This window comes from Rubricella aquisinus (assembly GCF_014199445.1).
Classification (GTDB): Bacteria; Pseudomonadota; Alphaproteobacteria; order Rhodobacterales; family Rhodobacteraceae; genus Rubricella; species Rubricella aquisinus.
On sequence record NZ_JACIJS010000005.1, the window covers coordinates 172,578 to 189,071 of the forward strand.

9 protein-coding genes are annotated in these 16,494 nt (G+C 60.4%); 1 reads left to right on the forward strand and 8 read right to left on the reverse strand.

The window, feature by feature from the left end:
* Positions 1-2: 2 nt before the first annotated feature.
* From FHS89_RS09485 to FHS89_RS09515, 7 genes are all read right to left on the reverse strand, one after another.
* The gene (locus FHS89_RS09485) at positions 3-521 is read right to left on the reverse strand and encodes a hypothetical protein (protein WP_184010982.1); all 519 of its coding nucleotides are present in this window, start codon (positions 519-521) and stop codon (positions 3-5) included.
* A 3-nt stretch (positions 522-524) separates the two neighbouring features.
* On the reverse strand, positions 525-2,342 hold the full coding sequence (locus FHS89_RS09490; RefSeq protein WP_184010984.1) for a putative nucleotidyltransferase substrate binding domain-containing protein: 1,818 nt from the start codon (positions 2,340-2,342) through the stop codon (positions 525-527).
* A gap of 109 nt (positions 2,343-2,451) precedes the next feature.
* Positions 2,452-4,251 (reverse strand): sodium:solute symporter family protein, encoded by a 1,800-nt coding sequence (locus FHS89_RS09495; protein ID WP_184010986.1) that lies wholly within the window; start codon positions 4,249-4,251, stop codon positions 2,452-2,454.
* 5 nt (positions 4,252-4,256) lie between these two features.
* Positions 4,257-4,526 carry a DUF4212 domain-containing protein gene (locus tag FHS89_RS09500; protein WP_184010988.1) on the reverse strand — a complete coding sequence of 90 codons (270 nt, stop codon included), beginning with the start codon at positions 4,524-4,526 and terminating at the stop codon, positions 4,257-4,259.
* Between the two features lie 25 nt (positions 4,527-4,551).
* On the reverse strand, positions 4,552-5,238 hold the full coding sequence (locus FHS89_RS09505) for an adenylate kinase (protein ID WP_184010990.1): 687 nt from the start codon (positions 5,236-5,238) through the stop codon (positions 4,552-4,554).
* 12 nt (positions 5,239-5,250) lie between these two features.
* Positions 5,251-7,194 (reverse strand): acetate--CoA ligase, encoded by a 1,944-nt coding sequence (gene acs, locus FHS89_RS09510; protein WP_184010992.1) that lies wholly within the window; start codon positions 7,192-7,194, stop codon positions 5,251-5,253.
* A 391-nt stretch (positions 7,195-7,585) separates the two neighbouring features.
* Entirely contained in the window at positions 7,586-8,509 is a 924-nt protein-coding gene (locus tag FHS89_RS09515) for a LysR family transcriptional regulator (protein WP_343051408.1), read from the reverse strand.
* 62 nt (positions 8,510-8,571) lie between these two features.
* On the opposite strand from FHS89_RS09515, the gene FHS89_RS09520 reads away from it, so the two are divergent.
* The gene (locus FHS89_RS09520; protein WP_184010994.1) at positions 8,572-9,555 is read left to right on the forward strand and encodes an NAD(P)-dependent alcohol dehydrogenase; all 984 of its coding nucleotides are present in this window, start codon (positions 8,572-8,574) and stop codon (positions 9,553-9,555) included.
* 67 nt (positions 9,556-9,622) lie between these two features.
* Here FHS89_RS09520 and FHS89_RS09525 read toward each other — a convergent pair whose 3' ends face one another.
* Positions 9,623-16,477 (reverse strand): Ig-like domain-containing protein, encoded by a 6,855-nt coding sequence (locus tag FHS89_RS09525; protein WP_184010996.1) that lies wholly within the window; start codon positions 16,475-16,477, stop codon positions 9,623-9,625.
* Between the last annotated feature and the right edge of the window lie 17 nt (positions 16,478-16,494).

Below are 16,494 nucleotides of genomic sequence, written 5' to 3' on the forward strand. Positions count from 1 at the left end.
CCTTAGCCCTCACACACGGGGGGCAGGATCGGGTCATCGGCGGCCATTGGGATCCAAGCGGCCCCTTGCGGGCGGCCATCCGCGCCAAAGGTCACACCCGGTCCGGCATCGGCGCGCGCGGGGGCCGCGCAATCAATGAACACCGGGCGCGCGCGGGGCGCGGTGAACCGCTCCATCAGGATGAGGGTGACAAGCGCCATGTCAGGCACCGCCTCGTTGCGCTGGATGCTGCTTATGTCCACGGCAAGCATCCGGGCCTGATAGGGCGCGGCCTTGGTCCACGGCTTCCACCAGACCGACGTTTCGTATTGGGCCACGACCTGAAATTCGCTTGGGAGCGCGTTCGCGGTGCGGTCCGCCCATGTGTATTCCGACCAGATCGTAAAGGCGATCATCGCGGCCCCTGCCGCCACAGGCACCGCCCATTTCGGCAAGCGACGACCGGTGAACCGGTTGACGATCATCACCACGCCTCCGGCGGCAACAGCAGCGACAACAGCAGCAACAAGTTCGTAAAACATGGTTTATCCCAGCATGGCGCGGCCCTGACCCAGGGCCGATTGCATTGTTTTGACTACCACGAACGCATCGCGCAGGTGGGAGCGTTCAAGGTCGGACAGGGTGGCGGGCTCCAGATAATTGCCCGGTGCCTCCCCCGCTTTGATCTGTTTGGCCTGATGCGCGAGGCGCACCTCCGCGATCAGGTCATAGGCATCCAAAAGGTCCCGCCCACCGGACGGGCTGATGATACGGTCCTCTACCGCACGTTCAAGTCGCGCGCGGGTGTTGACCTCTGGCATCCGGCCCATCAGCGCATAGACGCGCGCAAGGTCCACCACCGGCACAACGCCGTTATGTTTAAGGTCAATGGCCCGCCGATGCTCCCCAGAGCGGATCGTGGCAAACCCACGAAACAGGCCCAGCGGCGTTGTGTGCTTGAGCGCGTTTGACACGAGATGGGAGAGGAAGATCGAATTTTGCGCGGCCTGCTCCAACACCTCCGCCTGAAGGCTGTCAAACAACTCCACCGCGCCCCCGATGGGCCGCAGATCGAACATGACAGAGGCGAGCATCTGCGCCTCTGGCCCCGGCTCCGCGATCCAGCGGGCGAAGTAGTCGCGCCAGACGCGCCGGGGCTGCCGCCAGCGATCCGCCGTCGCCATCATGTCCCCGGGGCAATAGAAATAGCCAACCCGGTCGAGCCCGTCCGACACAAACTGCGCGAGGGCCTTGAAATAAGCGTCATGCTCAGGCTTGGCCGCGTCATCAAGGATCAGGCAATTGTCCTGATCAGACACGCCGGTCTGCTCCCGCCGTCCTTGGGAGCCGCAAGCGAGCCAAAGGTATGGCACTGGCGGGGTGCCGAGTTTTGCCTCTGCGAGCGTGAGCAGCCGCCGGGTCGCCGCATCCGCGATATCGGTGATCTGGCGCGTGACCATATCGTGCCGCTCTGCCCCGGTGAGGCTGGCCAGAAGCGGCCGGATCTCCACAACGGACGAAACCATGCCAGCCGCATCTGCCGCGCGGGCGATCCGACCCGCCAACCCAGCCGACGATAGGCTTTGCGCCGCGATAAGATCGGTCTGCGTGACGATCCCCACAATCCGGCCTTTGCGCGAAATCGGCACATGGGAGATGTGCCGCTCCGTCATCAGGGTCAGCGCATCGCGGCCAAAATCCGTCTCCGGCAGGGTCAGCGGATCGGGGGTCATCACCGCGACAAGCGGGGTGTTGGCCGCGCGGTCCTCGGCGATCACACGGGCGGTCAGATCGCGGGTGGTGAGGATGCCTTGCACCTTTGCGGGCGTGCCGACGAGCACGCAGGAAATCCGCGCCTCCGCCATGTGGCGCGCGGCGGCGCGCACGGTTGTCTCGGGCGGCAGGGTCACGGGATCGGGCGTCATCAGATCGGAAAGCGGCAGGCTGCCCGGTCCTTTCGGGGCGGCGACACGGGCGCGGCCCCGCTCAAAGAAGCGCGCGAATGGTCCGGCTTCGGCCATGAGCGTGTGAAACATCGGGGCGGGCAGCACGAACAGCCGGGTCCGCTCCGTCGCGCGCGCGCCGGTGCGCGCCGCCCCGTCCCGCAACAGCCCCCGCTCGCCGAAACTGTTGCCCGGGCCAAGCTCTGACAGGACCGTGCCATCGGCATCAGTGATCTCCACCCCGCCCTCATGGATCAGATACAGCCCGTCCAAGGGCGCGCCAAAGCGGTATATCTCATCCCCTGCCGGGATGATCCGCTGGTCCAGCACGCCAATGACGCCTGCGCGGGTGTCCTCCTCCAGCGCGTCATAGGGGTGATGGGAGCCAAGAAACCGGCTGATGGCGGCATGGTCGATCATGGGCGCGGTCTCCGGTCCGGGTTCAGAAGGAAAAGGCGCACCCACCTTAGGGGCGGATGCGCAAGTCGGCCAGCCGCGCGCGAGGGGCGACGCGGCTGGACAGGGAAGTTCAGTGGCCTTCGACAGCCGCACCTGCGCCACGGGGGACACGGATGCCTTCGATCAGGTCTTGGATCTCCTGCGGCGGCGCTTTCGTCATGCTGCTGACGACATAGGCCGTAACGAAGTTCAAGAGAGCCCCAATCGCGCCAAAGGACGTGGATTGCACCGTCAGGAACAGCGGATCAGCATCCGTGAAGCTGTTGGTGTCCGGGATGAAGAACCAGCCCTTGTGGAGGAAGATGTAGAGGAGCGTCACGACAAGGCCCACCAGCATCCCCGCAACCGCACCGGTGTTGTTCACCTTCTTGGAGAAGATGCCCATCATCAGCGCAGGGAAGATCGAGGCTGCCGCCAGACCAAAGGCCAGCGCCACCGTCTGTGCCGCAAATCCCGGCGGGTTGAGGCCAAGGATCACGGCCACCACGATCGCGGCGACCATGGACAGGCGTGCCGCCATCAGCTCCGACTTTTCCGACATGTTCGGCGTGAGTTGCCCTTTGAGAAGGTCATGGCTCACCGCAGAACTGATCGCCAGCAAAAGACCCGCCGCCGTGGACAGCGCCGCCGCAAGGCCACCTGCCGCGACAAGGCCAATCACCCAGCCGGGAAGGTTCGCGATCTCAGGGTTGGCAAGCACGAGGATGTCACGGTTGAAGTTGGTCAACTCATTGCCCGCCCAGCCATTCGCCGCTGCCAAATCCTGCATCTCAGGGTTGGCATCGTTGTAGTACTGGATGCGGCCATCACCGTTTTTGTCTTCCCAGCCAAGAAGGCCGGTTTTCTGCCACGTCGCCATCCAGTCATAGCGCGGATCGTTCTCGATCTGCTCCACGGAGACCGCGTCGCCGGTCACACCATTGGGCCACATCATCTCAGAGATGTTGAGGCGGGCCATGGCACCAACCGCAGGCGCGGTGAGGTACAAAAGCGCAATGAACACCAGCGTCCAGCCCGCAGACCAGCGCGCGTCAGACACCTTGGGAACGGTGAAGAAGCGCATGATGACATGCGGCAGACCCGCGGTCCCGATCATCAGGGACAGGGTGAACAGCACCATGTTGAGCGTGTCAGCGTGATGGGTGGTGTATTGGTTAAAGCCAAGATCGGTCACGATCTGATCAAGCTTTTCCAACAGGTACACGCCAGAGGCCACGCCATCGGGTTGATACTCGCTAAACAGGCCAAGACCCGGGATCGGGTTGCCGGTCAGTTGGAGAGAGATGAAGATCGCGGGGATCGTGTACGCGGTGATCAGAACGCAATACTGCGCCACCTGCGTGTAGGTCACGCCCTTCATCCCGCCAAACACGGCATAGGCGAACACGACACAGGCGCCGATCAGGAGGCCCCAGAACGCATCAATCTCAAGGAAGCGACCAAAGGCGATGCCGACCCCCTGCATTTGACCGATCACATAGGTGATGGAGGCCACAAGCAGACAGATAACGGCAACCATACGCGCCGTGGGGGAATAAAAGCGGCTGCCGATGAATTCGGACACGGTGAACGCGCCAAATTTGCGCAAGTAAGGGGCAAGCAGCAGCGCCAAAAGCACATAGCCCCCCGTCCAGCCCATCAGGAAGGTGGAATTGTCATAGCCGGTAAAGGCGATGAGACCAGCCATGGAGATAAAGGACGCAGCAGACATCCAGTCTGCAGCCGTCGCCATCCCGTTGGTCACAGGGTGAACACCCCGGCCAGCAGCATAGAATTCAGCGGTAGAGCCCGCACGGGCCCAAATTGCGATGCCGATATAGAGCGCAAAGGACGCGCCCACAAACAGCAGGTTGATGGTAAACTGATCCATGGCGATTATTCCTCGTCCACGCCGTATTCACGGTCGATCGCGTTCATGCGGAACGCATAGAAAAAGATGATGGCTAGAAACACGAGGATCGAGCCTTGCTGGGCGAACCAGAAGCCAAGATCCGTGCCACCGACGGAAATGCCCGCGAGCATGGGACGCAGCAGAATGCCAAATCCGAACGAGCACACGGCCCAGATCACAAGCAGGATCGCGACCAGTCGGATATTGGCTTTCCAGTAGCCGCCTCCGTCCGTCACGTTGGGGTTCTTAGACATTGGTTCACTCCCTTTCATTTGAATTTCAGGTATTTGTGGGATTGAGGGCCGCGATCATGGCGCCCGTCACATCATCAATCGCCGCCATCGCATCGACGGGCCGCACGAGGCCCTTATCGGCGTAATAGGCGATCAGCGGCGCGGTTTCGGCGTGGTACGCCTTGAGCCGCTCTGCGACCGTCTCGGCGTTGTCGTCTGCGCGGCGGGTAAACTCGGTGCCACCGCACGTGTCGCAAATGCCTGCCGTTTCGGGCCGCTTTGCGGTGTCGTGATACCCTTCCCCGCAGCCCGCGCAGGTGGACCGGCCAGAGATGCGCGCGACCATCGCCGCGTCATCCACATCCATCGCAATCGCGGCAGTCAGTGTGAGGCCCTGCTCGGCAAGGATCACGTCCAAAGCCTGCGCTTGGCCGACCGTCCGGGGGAAGCCGTCGAAAATCACGCCTTTGGCCAGATCACCGGACGCAAGACGCTCCCGCACGATCGCGACGACAATCTCGTCAGAGACAAGATCGCCGGCCTCCATCACTGCTTTCGCGGCCAATCCGGCGGGGCTGCCCGCCTTGACGGCGGCGCGCAGCATGTCGCCGGTGGACAACTGCACCAGCCCTTCGGCCTCAACCAGCCGGCGGGCCTGCGTGCCCTTACCCGCGCCCGGAGGCCCAAGCAGGATCACATTCGTCAGGGTTTGCGGGGTATCTGCACCATCCATGATCCCGGCTCCTCAGGTGTTGCCGCGATTGGCGATGAGGTCATCCACGACCGACGGATCGGCAAGGGTCGATGTGTCCCCGAGTGCGCCGTAATCATCCTCCGCGATCTTGCGCAGGATACGGCGCATGATCTTGCCCGAGCGGGTCTTGGGCAGGCCGGGGGCGAATTGGATCACATCGGGCTTGGCAATCGGGCCGATCTCATGGCGGACCCATTTGACGAGGGCTGCGCGCAGCTCCTCCGACGGTGCCTCCCCGGTCATCAGGGTGACATAGCACCAGATGCCCTGCCCTTTCAGATCATGCGGAAAGCCGACCACGGCGGCCTCCGACACGGCCTTATGAGCGACGAGCGCGCTTTCCACCTCTGCCGTGCCCATGCGGTGACCAGAGACGTTGATCACATCGTCCACGCGACCGGTGATCCAGTAATAGCCGTCGCTGTCACGGCGGCAGCCATCCCCGGTGAAGAAATAGCCTTTGTATTGCGTGAAATAGGTATCGACGAAACGCGCGTGATCGCCCCAGATCGTGCGCGATTGACCGGGCCAGCTATCACCCATGGCAAGCACGCCTTCACATTCGGTCTGCGCGATCTCGTCGCCCGAATGGGGATCAAGCACCACGGGCTGCACGCCAAAGAAGGGGCGCGTCGCCGAACCGGGCTTTGTCGCCGTGGCACCGGGCAAGGGGGTGATGAGGATGCCGCCCGTCTCTGTCTGCCAGAAGGTATCGACGATGGGGCAATTCCCCTTGCCCACGACCTCATTATACCAGTTCCACGCCTCCGGGTTGATCGGCTCCCCGACGGAGCCCAGCACGCGAAGGGAGGACAGATCGGCGCTTTCCACGAAATCAGCCCCCAGCCCCATCAGCATACGGATCGCAGTTGGCGCGGTGTAGAATTGGTTGACCTTGTGCTTTTCACAGACCTGCCAGAACCGCGACGCATCGGGATAATTCGGCACGCCCTCAAACATCACCGTGGTCGCCCCATTCGCCAGCGGGCCATAAACGATATAGCTGTGGCCCGTGACCCAGCCCACATCAGCGGTGCACCAATAAACGTCCCCTTCCTGATAATCGAAGACGTATTGATGGGTCATCGCAGCATAAGTCAGGTAGCCGCCGGACGTATGGACCACGCCCTTTGGCTTACCTGTTGAGCCGGAGGTGTAGAGGATGAACAGCGGATCTTCGGCGTTCATCTCCACGGGCGCGCAATGGGAGGACACGCGCTCGACCTCTTCGGCGTAAATGTAATCGCGCTCCGGGTTCATGGCGACATCGCCGCCCGTCCGGTGCACCATGAGGCATTTCACATCCGCATCACATTTGCTGAGCGCCTCATCGACATTCTTTTTCAGCGGCGTCGCACGCCCACCCCGGATCGCCTCATCGGCGGTCACCACAAGCTTGGCCCCCGATCCATTGATCCGGTCCGCCAGCGCATCTGCCGAAAAGCCCGCGAACACGATGGAATGAATGGCCCCGATCCGCGCGCAGGCAAGCATCGCATAGGCCGCCGCCGGGATCATCGGCAGGTAGAGCACAACGCGCTCCCCCTTTTTCACGCCAAGCGCATGCAGGACATTCGCGAATTTCGACACCTGATCGTGCAGCTCGTTATAGGTGATGTGCTGCGCGATATTCGGATCATCGCTTTCCCAGATGATCGCCGTTTGCGTGCCGCGTGTTTCAAGATGGCGATCCACGCAATTGGCGCAGACATTCAGCGTGCCATCCTCAAACCATTTGATATCGACATTGTGGTGATCGAAGGAGGTGTTTTTGACCTTGGTATAGGGCTTGATCCAATCGAGCCGCTTGCCCGCCTCGCCCCAGAACGCCTCCGGATCCGCGATGGAGGCTGCGTACATCTCCTCATATTTCGCCTCATCAATGTGAGCGATCGAGGTGATCTCGGCTGAAGGCGGATGGGTGGCATCGAGCATGGCGGTCTCCTTGCGGCGCTGTTTCCTCCGACCCGACACCGGATTGGTGGGGGTGGTCGTGATGGCAACATCTGAGGGTTGCTCACCGGATATTACGCCACGTCAGTAGGAGGCATCTTGATGCAAATCAACTCTAAAACGTATGTTTTTAAACAGTTTTTCTGTAAAGTATATGACGGGATACAATGGATTTTTGTAAATTTCCTTTCGCTATCAATTCCTCATTCAAACGATTGAGCCAACAGGACAAGGAGATAAACACAAAGCAAAGTGTAAATTATTTGCGCCATCCGCGCCGGGCTGCGACACAACTCCGCAGCAAGATAATTTCGCCACTTCCGCGATGATGCGACAGAATCGAACCTGCCGCGCGTAGACTAAGAATCGCGGATCAGGCGCCGATAAAGGCGCTTCGCCGTTCCAGAAACCGCGCGGCGAGAAAATCGACAAACAGGCGGACCCGCCGAACCCGCCGCAAATCCTCGTGATACACAATCCAAGTGGAGCGGCGCGTGTCCGTCGCCGTGCCGGGCACACGTTGCAGTTCGGGGAATTGTCCTTCGACCCAATGGGACAAAAAACTCATCCCCGCCCCTGCCCGCACCAGATGGAGATGCATTTCAGGGTCCGGCACCGCATGACGGATGCGCGCCCTGGGAAAGGCCGATTGGGCCACCATCCGCTCCAATTCGGGGACAGGGCCATAACCAATCCATGTCAACCCCTGCCCTTGCGCCCCGGCATTGGGCAAATGCACGTCGATATAGCTGCGCGCGGCATAGACCCCCAGCACCATCGGAAACAACTTTCGCCCCACCACATTCTCATCCAGCTTGAGCACATGGCGAATGGACATATCCGTCTCAGATTGGGTGATGGAATCGAGGTCATAGGACAGGCGCATCTCAAATTCGATCTCGGGGTATAGGGCGCAAAATTCCGCGACGATCGGGGCAAGCAGGTAATGCCCAGTCATTGGATCGGCTGACAGGCGGATGCGACCTGCCGCCTCCCTGTCAAGCCCCTGCACCCGGTTAAACCCTTTGAGCAGCGCGGCTTCCGCTTCCAGCGCATCGGGCAAAAGCTGCCGCCCTGCCGCTGTCAGATCGAGCCCATCGGGCCGGCGACGGAAAAGCTGGGTGCCAAGTTGCGCTTCCAACCCCTCAACCTGTCGCCGCACCGTGGCATGGGTCGCACCAAGCTGTTCTGCGGCCGCCCGAAGCGACCCCTGACGGGCAACAGCGAGAAAGGCAGGAAGGGATTTCCAATCCATCATCTGGTTCGATTTTGATCCATACTGGGTAGTTCTGGTCACTTATTGGTTCAAGAATGATCCGTTACATCCCCCTCGTCAACACAAACGGACGAGGCCCCAACATGACTGAAACACTGACCGCATGGCAGATCCGCGCCTATGGCACAGCCGATCAACTGACCCAGATTGAGCGACCGCTCCCTGAGTTGAAGGCAAATGACGTTCTAATCAAGGTGCGCGCATCCGCCGTGACGCGGGCCGACAGCATGATGTTGGCAGGCACGCCGCGGTTCGCCCGGCTGTTTCTGGGACTGAGACGACCAAAACAGGATTTGATTGGCACCTGCTACGCAGGAGAGGTGATGGCGTTCGGATCGCAGGTCACCCATCTGCGGGTCGGTGATCCGGTCTTTGGTGAGGCGGGTTTGCGCTTTGGCGCGAATGCGACGCACCTCCTTGTGGACAGTGATGGCGTGATGCTGCCGAAGCCTGCTGGATTGCCCTTTGAAGAGGCCGCAACCCTCTGCGATGGGGCGCTAACCTCCCTGAATTTCTTACAAAACGTGGCGCAGCTTACGAAAAGGCAACGCTGCCTGATCATTGGTGCCTCTGGCGGGCTTGGGACGGCGGCGGTGCAGATCGCCAAGGCGATGGGCGCTGAGGTAACGGCTGTCTGTGGGCCCCGCAACCTCGACTTGGTGATGGGGTTGGGCGCGGATCATGTGGTGGATTACACCCGCCACCCGGTCGATCAGATCACCGGCCCGTTTGACGTGATTTTTGACACGACAGGGCGTTATCCCTTTGCGCGGATGAGAACCGCGCTGACACCAAAGGGCCGCTATGTCAGCCCGGTACTGACGCTGGGCCTGCTCCGGGCGATGTTGGTCACGCGCATGATAGGTCGGCGGCGCGCCTTGTTCTCGGCAACAGGCATGAAACCTGCGGCGGAGCTGCGCCCGATGTTGGCACAGGTCTTAACCCTGATCGCTGAGGAGAAGCTGACACCGATCATTGACCGGACCTATCCGCTCGCGGATTTGCCGGAGGCCCAACGCCGTGTCGCAACGGGGCACAAACGGGGAAACATCGTTCTCTGCACATAAAAAAATTCCTGCGCCGAACGGATCCGGCGCAGGCTCTGACTTCATGAGAGGGGGGGTAAGAGGGGGGTTACAACATGAAGTCGAAGTCATCCATGGCGAGGTGATTGCCGCCACCCGGCGTGCCTGCATCAGTACCGCCATAGGGGCGGAACGTGACCTCGTCCACATCGTCCCAACCGAAGGTAAACACGGTGGGCGCATCGTCGCTTACGATGACGGTCTCGGAATGCAACAGCACCCCATCGCGATACCCCATCACGTCGATGTTGAGGTTATCATTCCATGCCGCCGTCAGGGTGACACCGTTGAAGTCGAACTCATCGCCGTTGATGCCCGTGACCCGCATGGTCGAAGACGCATAGACGACATAGTCACCCGAGGTGGTCCCACGCACATAACCGCTGTCCTGAATGCTGTAATTCGCGGAATTCAGGATCCACGCGTTGGACCAGTTGAGGCCAGCATATCCTGCCGGAATACCGGAGAAATTCTGCGTGGTGATATCGTCGAAGCTGCCCGGTGCGGGCCCCTCATTCGCACCATTCACCGTGATATCGACGGTTGCCGTTGTCACACCGCCATTGCCATCGCTCACGTCGATGGCAAAGCTTTCAATCGCGCTCTCGCCAGCATCCAGGGTGTCGAGCGCCGTTGCCGCATTGTCCAGAATGTAGGTCCAGTTGCCCGATGTATCGACGTCCAGTCGACCATAGGTGCCCAAACCATTGGCCAAAGCGTAGCTCAGCGCATCGCCATCCACATCCGCCGCCGCAAGCGCGCCGCTCACCGTCAACGCACCATCCTCGGTGACGGAGCCAGCCCCGTCCGTGACCGTTGGCGCGTCATTGACCGGCAGCACTGTCACGTTGAACGCGGAGGTCGCCGTTTGTGCGCCGCCCTGCCCGGTGTTGCCGTTGTCATTGGCGACCACGGTGATCGTGTCTTCGCCGTTGAAATCGGCGTCTGGCGTGTAAACCAGTGCCTCAAGCGCGGCATTCACCGCCGCAAGCGAGCCTGTCACCGTCATGGTGGCGCCGCCCTCTCCTGTGATCCCGGTCAATCCAGCCACATCTGTAGAGTTCAGCGTGCCGTTAGCCGCCGACACTTCGACCGTCATCAGCGCGTTTGCCCCGGCTTCGTCCAGATCGACGTCAGAAATAGCGAGCCCGTTGATTTCGAGCGACCGATCCTCATCCGTGATCAGCGCGCCTTCGACGTCAAAATTGACGATGCGGGCAAGCTGCTCAGACGTGAGATGGTTCAACGCACCAGCCTCAAACTCCAACAAGTCGGAGATCGTGGTCGTCATCGTCGTCCGGTTGTATGACTGGGACGCGAATTGCAGCAGCGAAACGCTCTCCCCCGCCGCGATATCAAGCTGGAAGGAGTAGCTTACGCCATCCCTGCTCAGGCTGGACGCGGTCATCGATTCCGATCCTTCGCCATCCTGAATGAGGTGCAGCACCATTGGATCACCCGCGCCACCCCAGTAGATGCCCACATCATCGGTCAGAAGATGGGTGTCATCCGTCGAGAAGGAGAGATCACCGCTTCCGGTTTCAACAACACCAGTCCAGCCATCAGAACCAAGATTGGTGTAGTAGTTCACCGTGATGGTCTGCGCGGTCCCGGTGGTGTTGGTAAAGGTGTCAAAAACCCGCGCATATTCCTGATCCGTTGGCACCCATTGTTCGCGCACGAACTCGATGCCATTGGAGCTGGTCAAGGCGCTGGTTTGCAAATGCCGCCCATCCGCACTGCGGGTGAGAGAGGCATTTGACATGTATTGGCCATCAATCCGCACCTGATAGCTGCCGTCATAGGCATCATTGGTGCCGTTGATGAAGCCGCCGGACTGGTAGCTGTAGCTGTCCCAGATAAACCCGCCAGCGTCATCAACACGGGAATACGTCCCGACGGGAACCGTAAATTCAGGCGCAGCACCCTCGGCAGAATAACCGGTGGGCACCGTGATCTCAGGCGCGTCGTTCACCGCAGCAACTTGAACCGTAAATGCGGAGGTCGCGGATTGAGCGCCGCCAGCACCGGAATTGCCATTGTCATTGGCAGTGACACGAATGGTGTCTTCACCGTTAAAGTCCTGATCGGGTGTGTATTCCAGACCGGCAAGGGCTGCGTTCACTGCCGAAACCGACCCTGTCAGGGTGATCGTGGCAGTACCGTCACCAGCGTAGCCAGCAAGCCCGCTTGCATCCACGCCCAGCGTGCCATTGCCTGCATCCACCGTGACCGTCATCAGCGCCCCGGCGGTTTCGCCGATATCCACGTCTGCCACGGAGATGCCCTCAATCACAACAGAGGTATCTTCGTCCGTGCCGATCCGGCTGTCTGCCGGTGGTGCAACCGTCGCAACCTCCGCCAAGCCAGAGGCGTTGCGCACCATCACAACAAGATTGCCGTCAGGGCCAAGGTCAATGGATGGCATAGAGCCTTGCATGACGTAGATGGCATCGCCGTTATAGCTGCCATCGGCATTAAAGCTTTGCACATAGACACCCGCAGGCAGTGCCTCGCCCGTGACCGGGTCGGTGGTCGGGTAGCTGTTTACGAAGGCCGCTGCAAAACCGCCATCCGCAAGAGGCTGAATGTCGGAAATCGAACGTACCCCCGCGCTGCGCGCAAAATCGGAGAGGGACGCTGTTTCGGACACTTGCGTGCCTTGTGCATCGAAGATTTCAAAGAAACCCTCCCAAACTCCATTAGGCCGGGCCTCATAGGAGACAACGATATTTCCATTGGCAAGCTGCGTGATGCTTCCGTCAATGAAAAGGGCCTCACCGGAATTGGCCACGGTCACTGTTGACGTGATCGCACCGGTATCATCCAAAAGCATCAACTCAAGCGGATAAACCGCGGTCCCGTACCCGGACAATAGCGCGTAACCGCCATCCGCCAGATCCGTGATTGCTGTGTTGTAGCCATAAACGAGGGGGCTGTTGAGGTCGATCGGACCAAACTCGATATCGCCAGAGGCATCGAGCTTGACCAGCCGCTCATCGTAATTCGCGCCACCTTCCCACTGGTGATAGCTCAACATCACGCCGCCATCGCGTGTCGCGGTCAGGCTGATGCTGTTGTCGACATATGAACTGTTAATGTTCTGCTCATTCAAGAGCGTGCCGTCATTGTCAAAGAACTGAACATTCGCGATCGCTCGGTTGGACGAATACGCGACCGCAAAACCGCCGCCCTCCAGTGCGACAACTGTGTGATCTGTCCCAGTGGCATCATCAAGGAAAACGGGCGTTTCCGTTCCATCGGGACTGACGATCGAAACGAATGTGCGCCCGCCATTATTGGCAAAATTCGACTGGTTCGACGTTACAACGATTGAGCCATTGTCGAGCGCCGCCACATCGCCCATCGCGCCACCATTGGTGTTGTCAATGACATGGGTGCGCAGCACCGTGGTCCCGATGACGCCCCCGTCAACCTGCTGGGGAAGCGGAACCGTGACCTCTGGACCATCATTCACCGCCGCAACCGTGAGCGTGATTGTGCCCGTATCCGTTTCGCCAAGGGCATCCACCACTTCATAGGTGAAGCTGTCGGTGCCGTTGAAATCCGCGTTCGGCGTGTAGGTGTAGCTGCCATCGGCGTTCAGCGACAGGCTGCCATTGGCCGGACCCGTCAAAACGCCATGGGTCAGCACATCGCCGCTGCCCAGATCAGGATCGGTGGTCGGCAGACTGCCTGACAGTGTGGTATCCTCATTCAGCGTTGCAGAGGCATCCTCTGCCACTGGCGGGCGGTTGTCCTCGGACCCGGTAATGGAAATGGTAAGGGTCGCAATATCCGTGCCACCATTGCCATCCGATACCTCGTAGGAGAACACATCAGTGACCACCTCACCGGGGGCAAGCGCCTCGGTATCCGGGTCGCTGTCATCCAGAAGGTAGGTCCATGTGCCATCCGCCGCGAGTGTCAGCGCACCGTAGGTGCCCACGATCGCCGCGCCGACATTCGCCGCGCTCAGAACACCTCCGTCGGATGCTGCGCGCGCCACCGACAACACGTCCGTCGCATCGACATCCGTGTCATTGGCAAGCACAGTGCCCGTCGCCGTGGCATCGCCCGCCTCTGTCGAGCCTTGCTCGATCACGGCATCACCAGCATTGCTGTCATTCGCAGCAACTGGTCCATCATTGGTGCCGGTGACGGTGATGGTCACGTCATTCGTTGCGGTCGCGCCATGGGCATCTGTCGCAGTAACCTGAACCGTCACGTTTCGCGTTTCCCCGACAGCGAGGTCTTGGAAATCAGAGCCGGGATCAAAGCTGAGCGTCGTGCCGGAAATCGCGGCGGAGCCTTCGCCCGGCGCGCTGGTGATGCTGTAGATCAGCGTCGTGCCATCGTCATCGCTGTCGATGTCATCCCCAAGGGCGGAGAGATCAACCGCAATAGCAGCCCCATCCTCCTCAGCCGAGGCCGCAGCCGCCGCCATGCTCGGCCCATCATTGGAGCCAGTGATGGTCACTGTCGCGGTTTCTGTCGCCAAACCGCCATTTCCATCGTCAACGGTATACGTAAAGCTGTCGGTCGTGGTCTCCCCTTCCGCCAACCCTTCAAACTGGCCATTCGCATCATACTCGAACGTGCCGTCGCCATTATCGGTGACACTGCCCACCGTTCCGGTGGTGTCGATGCTGATCGTGTGGGTGTCAGAGGCGTCAACGTCGGAATAGACCGCTGTGAGGGTCACAGTATCGGTCCCTGCCGTCGGGGTCACCTCAGCCGTGACACCGTCGAGCTGGAGACTGCTCCAGACAAAATCAATGCCGGACAGGCTGAAGGTCACATCCGCCGTGCCCGCCGATGTGGCGGACGCCGGGACCGTGAGCGTGATATCAGTGTCGCTCGTCGCGTCCTCGAAAATGAAGTAATCAAGCCCGACAACCTGCCGGTCGCTCGTGGCCCCGGTATAGGTGCCGCCGATTTCAAATGCGCTTGAGGGCACCAATTCCGGCACACCGTCTGTCATCGAAATCACCGACAACTCAAAATCGTAATTGTTCGGATTGACGTTGAGGATCATGCCATTGGCAGGCACCCAAGCGGCAGAAACGATATTGGCAAAATCGAAGGTCGCCAGCGTATTGGGCACGACAGACATGGACTCGGTGTCGTAGTCGACCACATAGAAATAGTTGGAATTGGGAATGTTCGCAGCACCGGCAGCCACGGAATAGCCGCTGCCATTCTCAGAAACAGCGCCGGAAATCGGCTGTGCGATCGGCGCATCATTGGTGCCGGTGACCGTGATCGTGACAGCATTGGTCGCAGTCGCGCCATGTGCGTCCGTTGCGGTGACCTCGATTGTCACATCGCGGGTTTCCCCAACGGCGAGATCTTGGAAATCCGCGCCGGGATCAAAGCTGAGCGTGGTGCCAGAAATCGACGCCGCCCCCTCGCCAGGAGCGCCAGTGACCGCATAGGTCAGGCTGGCGCCATCGTCGTCGCTGTCCACATCCGCGCCAAGCGCGGAAAGATCAACTGACACCGCCCCACCGTCCTCAACGGCTGAGGTGGCAGCAGCCGAAAGGGTCGGCGCGTCATTCGTGCCAGTGACCGTCACAGTGACGGTATTGGTCGCGGTCGCACCATGCGCGTCCGTCGCGGTAACTTCCACCACGACATCGCGGGTTTCGCCCAAGGCGAGGTTCTGGAAATCAGCACCCGGATCGAAGGTCAGCGTCGTCCCACTGATCGCAGCCGAACCTTCTGCCGGTGCGCCTGTCACGCTGTAAGTCAGGCTGGCGCCATCATCGTCGCTGTCCACATCCGCGCCAAGCGCGGAAAGATCGACCGACACCGCCCCACCGTCCTCAACGGCTGAGGTGGCAGCAGCCGAAAGGGTCGGCGCGTCATTCGTGCCAGTGACCGTCACAGTGACGGTATTGGTCGCGGTCGCACCATGCGCGTCCGTCGCGGTAACTTCCACCACGACATCGCGGGTTTCGCCCAAGGCGAGGTTCTGGAAATCAGCACCCGGATCGAAGGTCAGCGTCGTCCCACTGATCGCAGCCGAACCTTCTGCCGGTGCGCCTGTCACGCTGTAAGTCAGGCTGGCGCCATCGTCGTCGCTGTCGACGTCATCACCCAGTGCGGCAAGGTCAACGGTGATGGAAGCGCCGTCTTCGGTCGCGCTCGCCGTTGCGGAGGCAAGCGTGGGCGCGTCATTCGTGCCGGTCACGACGATATCGTAGGACACGGTGGTCTGGTTGCCGTTCGCATCCATGATCTGAAGCGTGATGGTTTCGATCGTGGTCTGCCCAACCGCAAGATAGTCAAAATCGCCCAAGGGATCGAAATCAATTCGAATACCCTCGCTGGATCCCATCGCTGCGGCTTGCGTGGCAGAAAGCCCCTCAACCATACTGACCGCGCCGCGTGTGGAGGACACGCCGACGACCGTCACCGCGTCGCCATCGAAATCATAGAGGTCAACATTCAGGCTCAGCCCTGCGTTTTCCTCAGTCGCGGCTTCAGACCGCAAGACAGCGATCGGTGCGTTGTTGCCATCGGTGGAATAGGTGAAGTCGTCAAACTGCAGGAATTCGAAATGCTTGAGCATGTCGTTGCCATCTGCACCGGACACGTTAAGCGTGTTACCGCGCGACCACTCCCAGACGTAATCAAGGATGGAGCCGGTAAAGACCGCCGTATCCGTTCCATCATTGCCAAACAGAACGTCGTCGCCCGCGCCGCCAAAGACGATATCGTCACCATCGCCCGCATTCACGCGATCGGCAGCGGCGGTTCCGATGATGTTATCGTTTCCATCACCGCCGTTAATGCGCATTCCAGTTTCGTTTGACGACGTATCGAGGACATTATCCTCGTCATTGCCATTCACTGGCTTGTTGGAGATTTTGACTTTTCCGGGGGTTTTGCGAGGCATGACACAGACCTTGTAAT

Excerpts from the sequence above, each read along its gene's own strand:
- FHS89_RS09485 (WP_184010982.1), bottom strand. The coding sequence starts at position 521 with ATGTTTTACGAACTTGTTGCTGCTGTTGTCGCTGCTGTTGCCGCCGGA.
- FHS89_RS09490 (WP_184010984.1), bottom strand. The coding sequence starts at position 2,342 with ATGATCGACCATGCCGCCATCAGCCGGTTTCTTGGCTCCCATCACCCC.
- FHS89_RS09495 (WP_184010986.1), bottom strand. The coding sequence starts at position 4,251 with ATGGATCAGTTTACCATCAACCTGCTGTTTGTGGGCGCGTCCTTTGCG.
- FHS89_RS09500 (WP_184010988.1), bottom strand. The coding sequence starts at position 4,526 with ATGTCTAAGAACCCCAACGTGACGGACGGAGGCGGCTACTGGAAAGCC.
- FHS89_RS09505 (WP_184010990.1), bottom strand. The coding sequence starts at position 5,238 with ATGGATGGTGCAGATACCCCGCAAACCCTGACGAATGTGATCCTGCTT.
- acs (WP_184010992.1), bottom strand. The coding sequence starts at position 7,194 with ATGCTCGATGCCACCCATCCGCCTTCAGCCGAGATCACCTCGATCGCT.
- FHS89_RS09520 (WP_184010994.1), top strand. The coding sequence starts at position 8,572 with ATGACTGAAACACTGACCGCATGGCAGATCCGCGCCTATGGCACAGCC.
- FHS89_RS09525 (WP_184010996.1), bottom strand. The coding sequence starts at position 16,477 with ATGCCTCGCAAAACCCCCGGAAAAGTCAAAATCTCCAACAAGCCAGTG.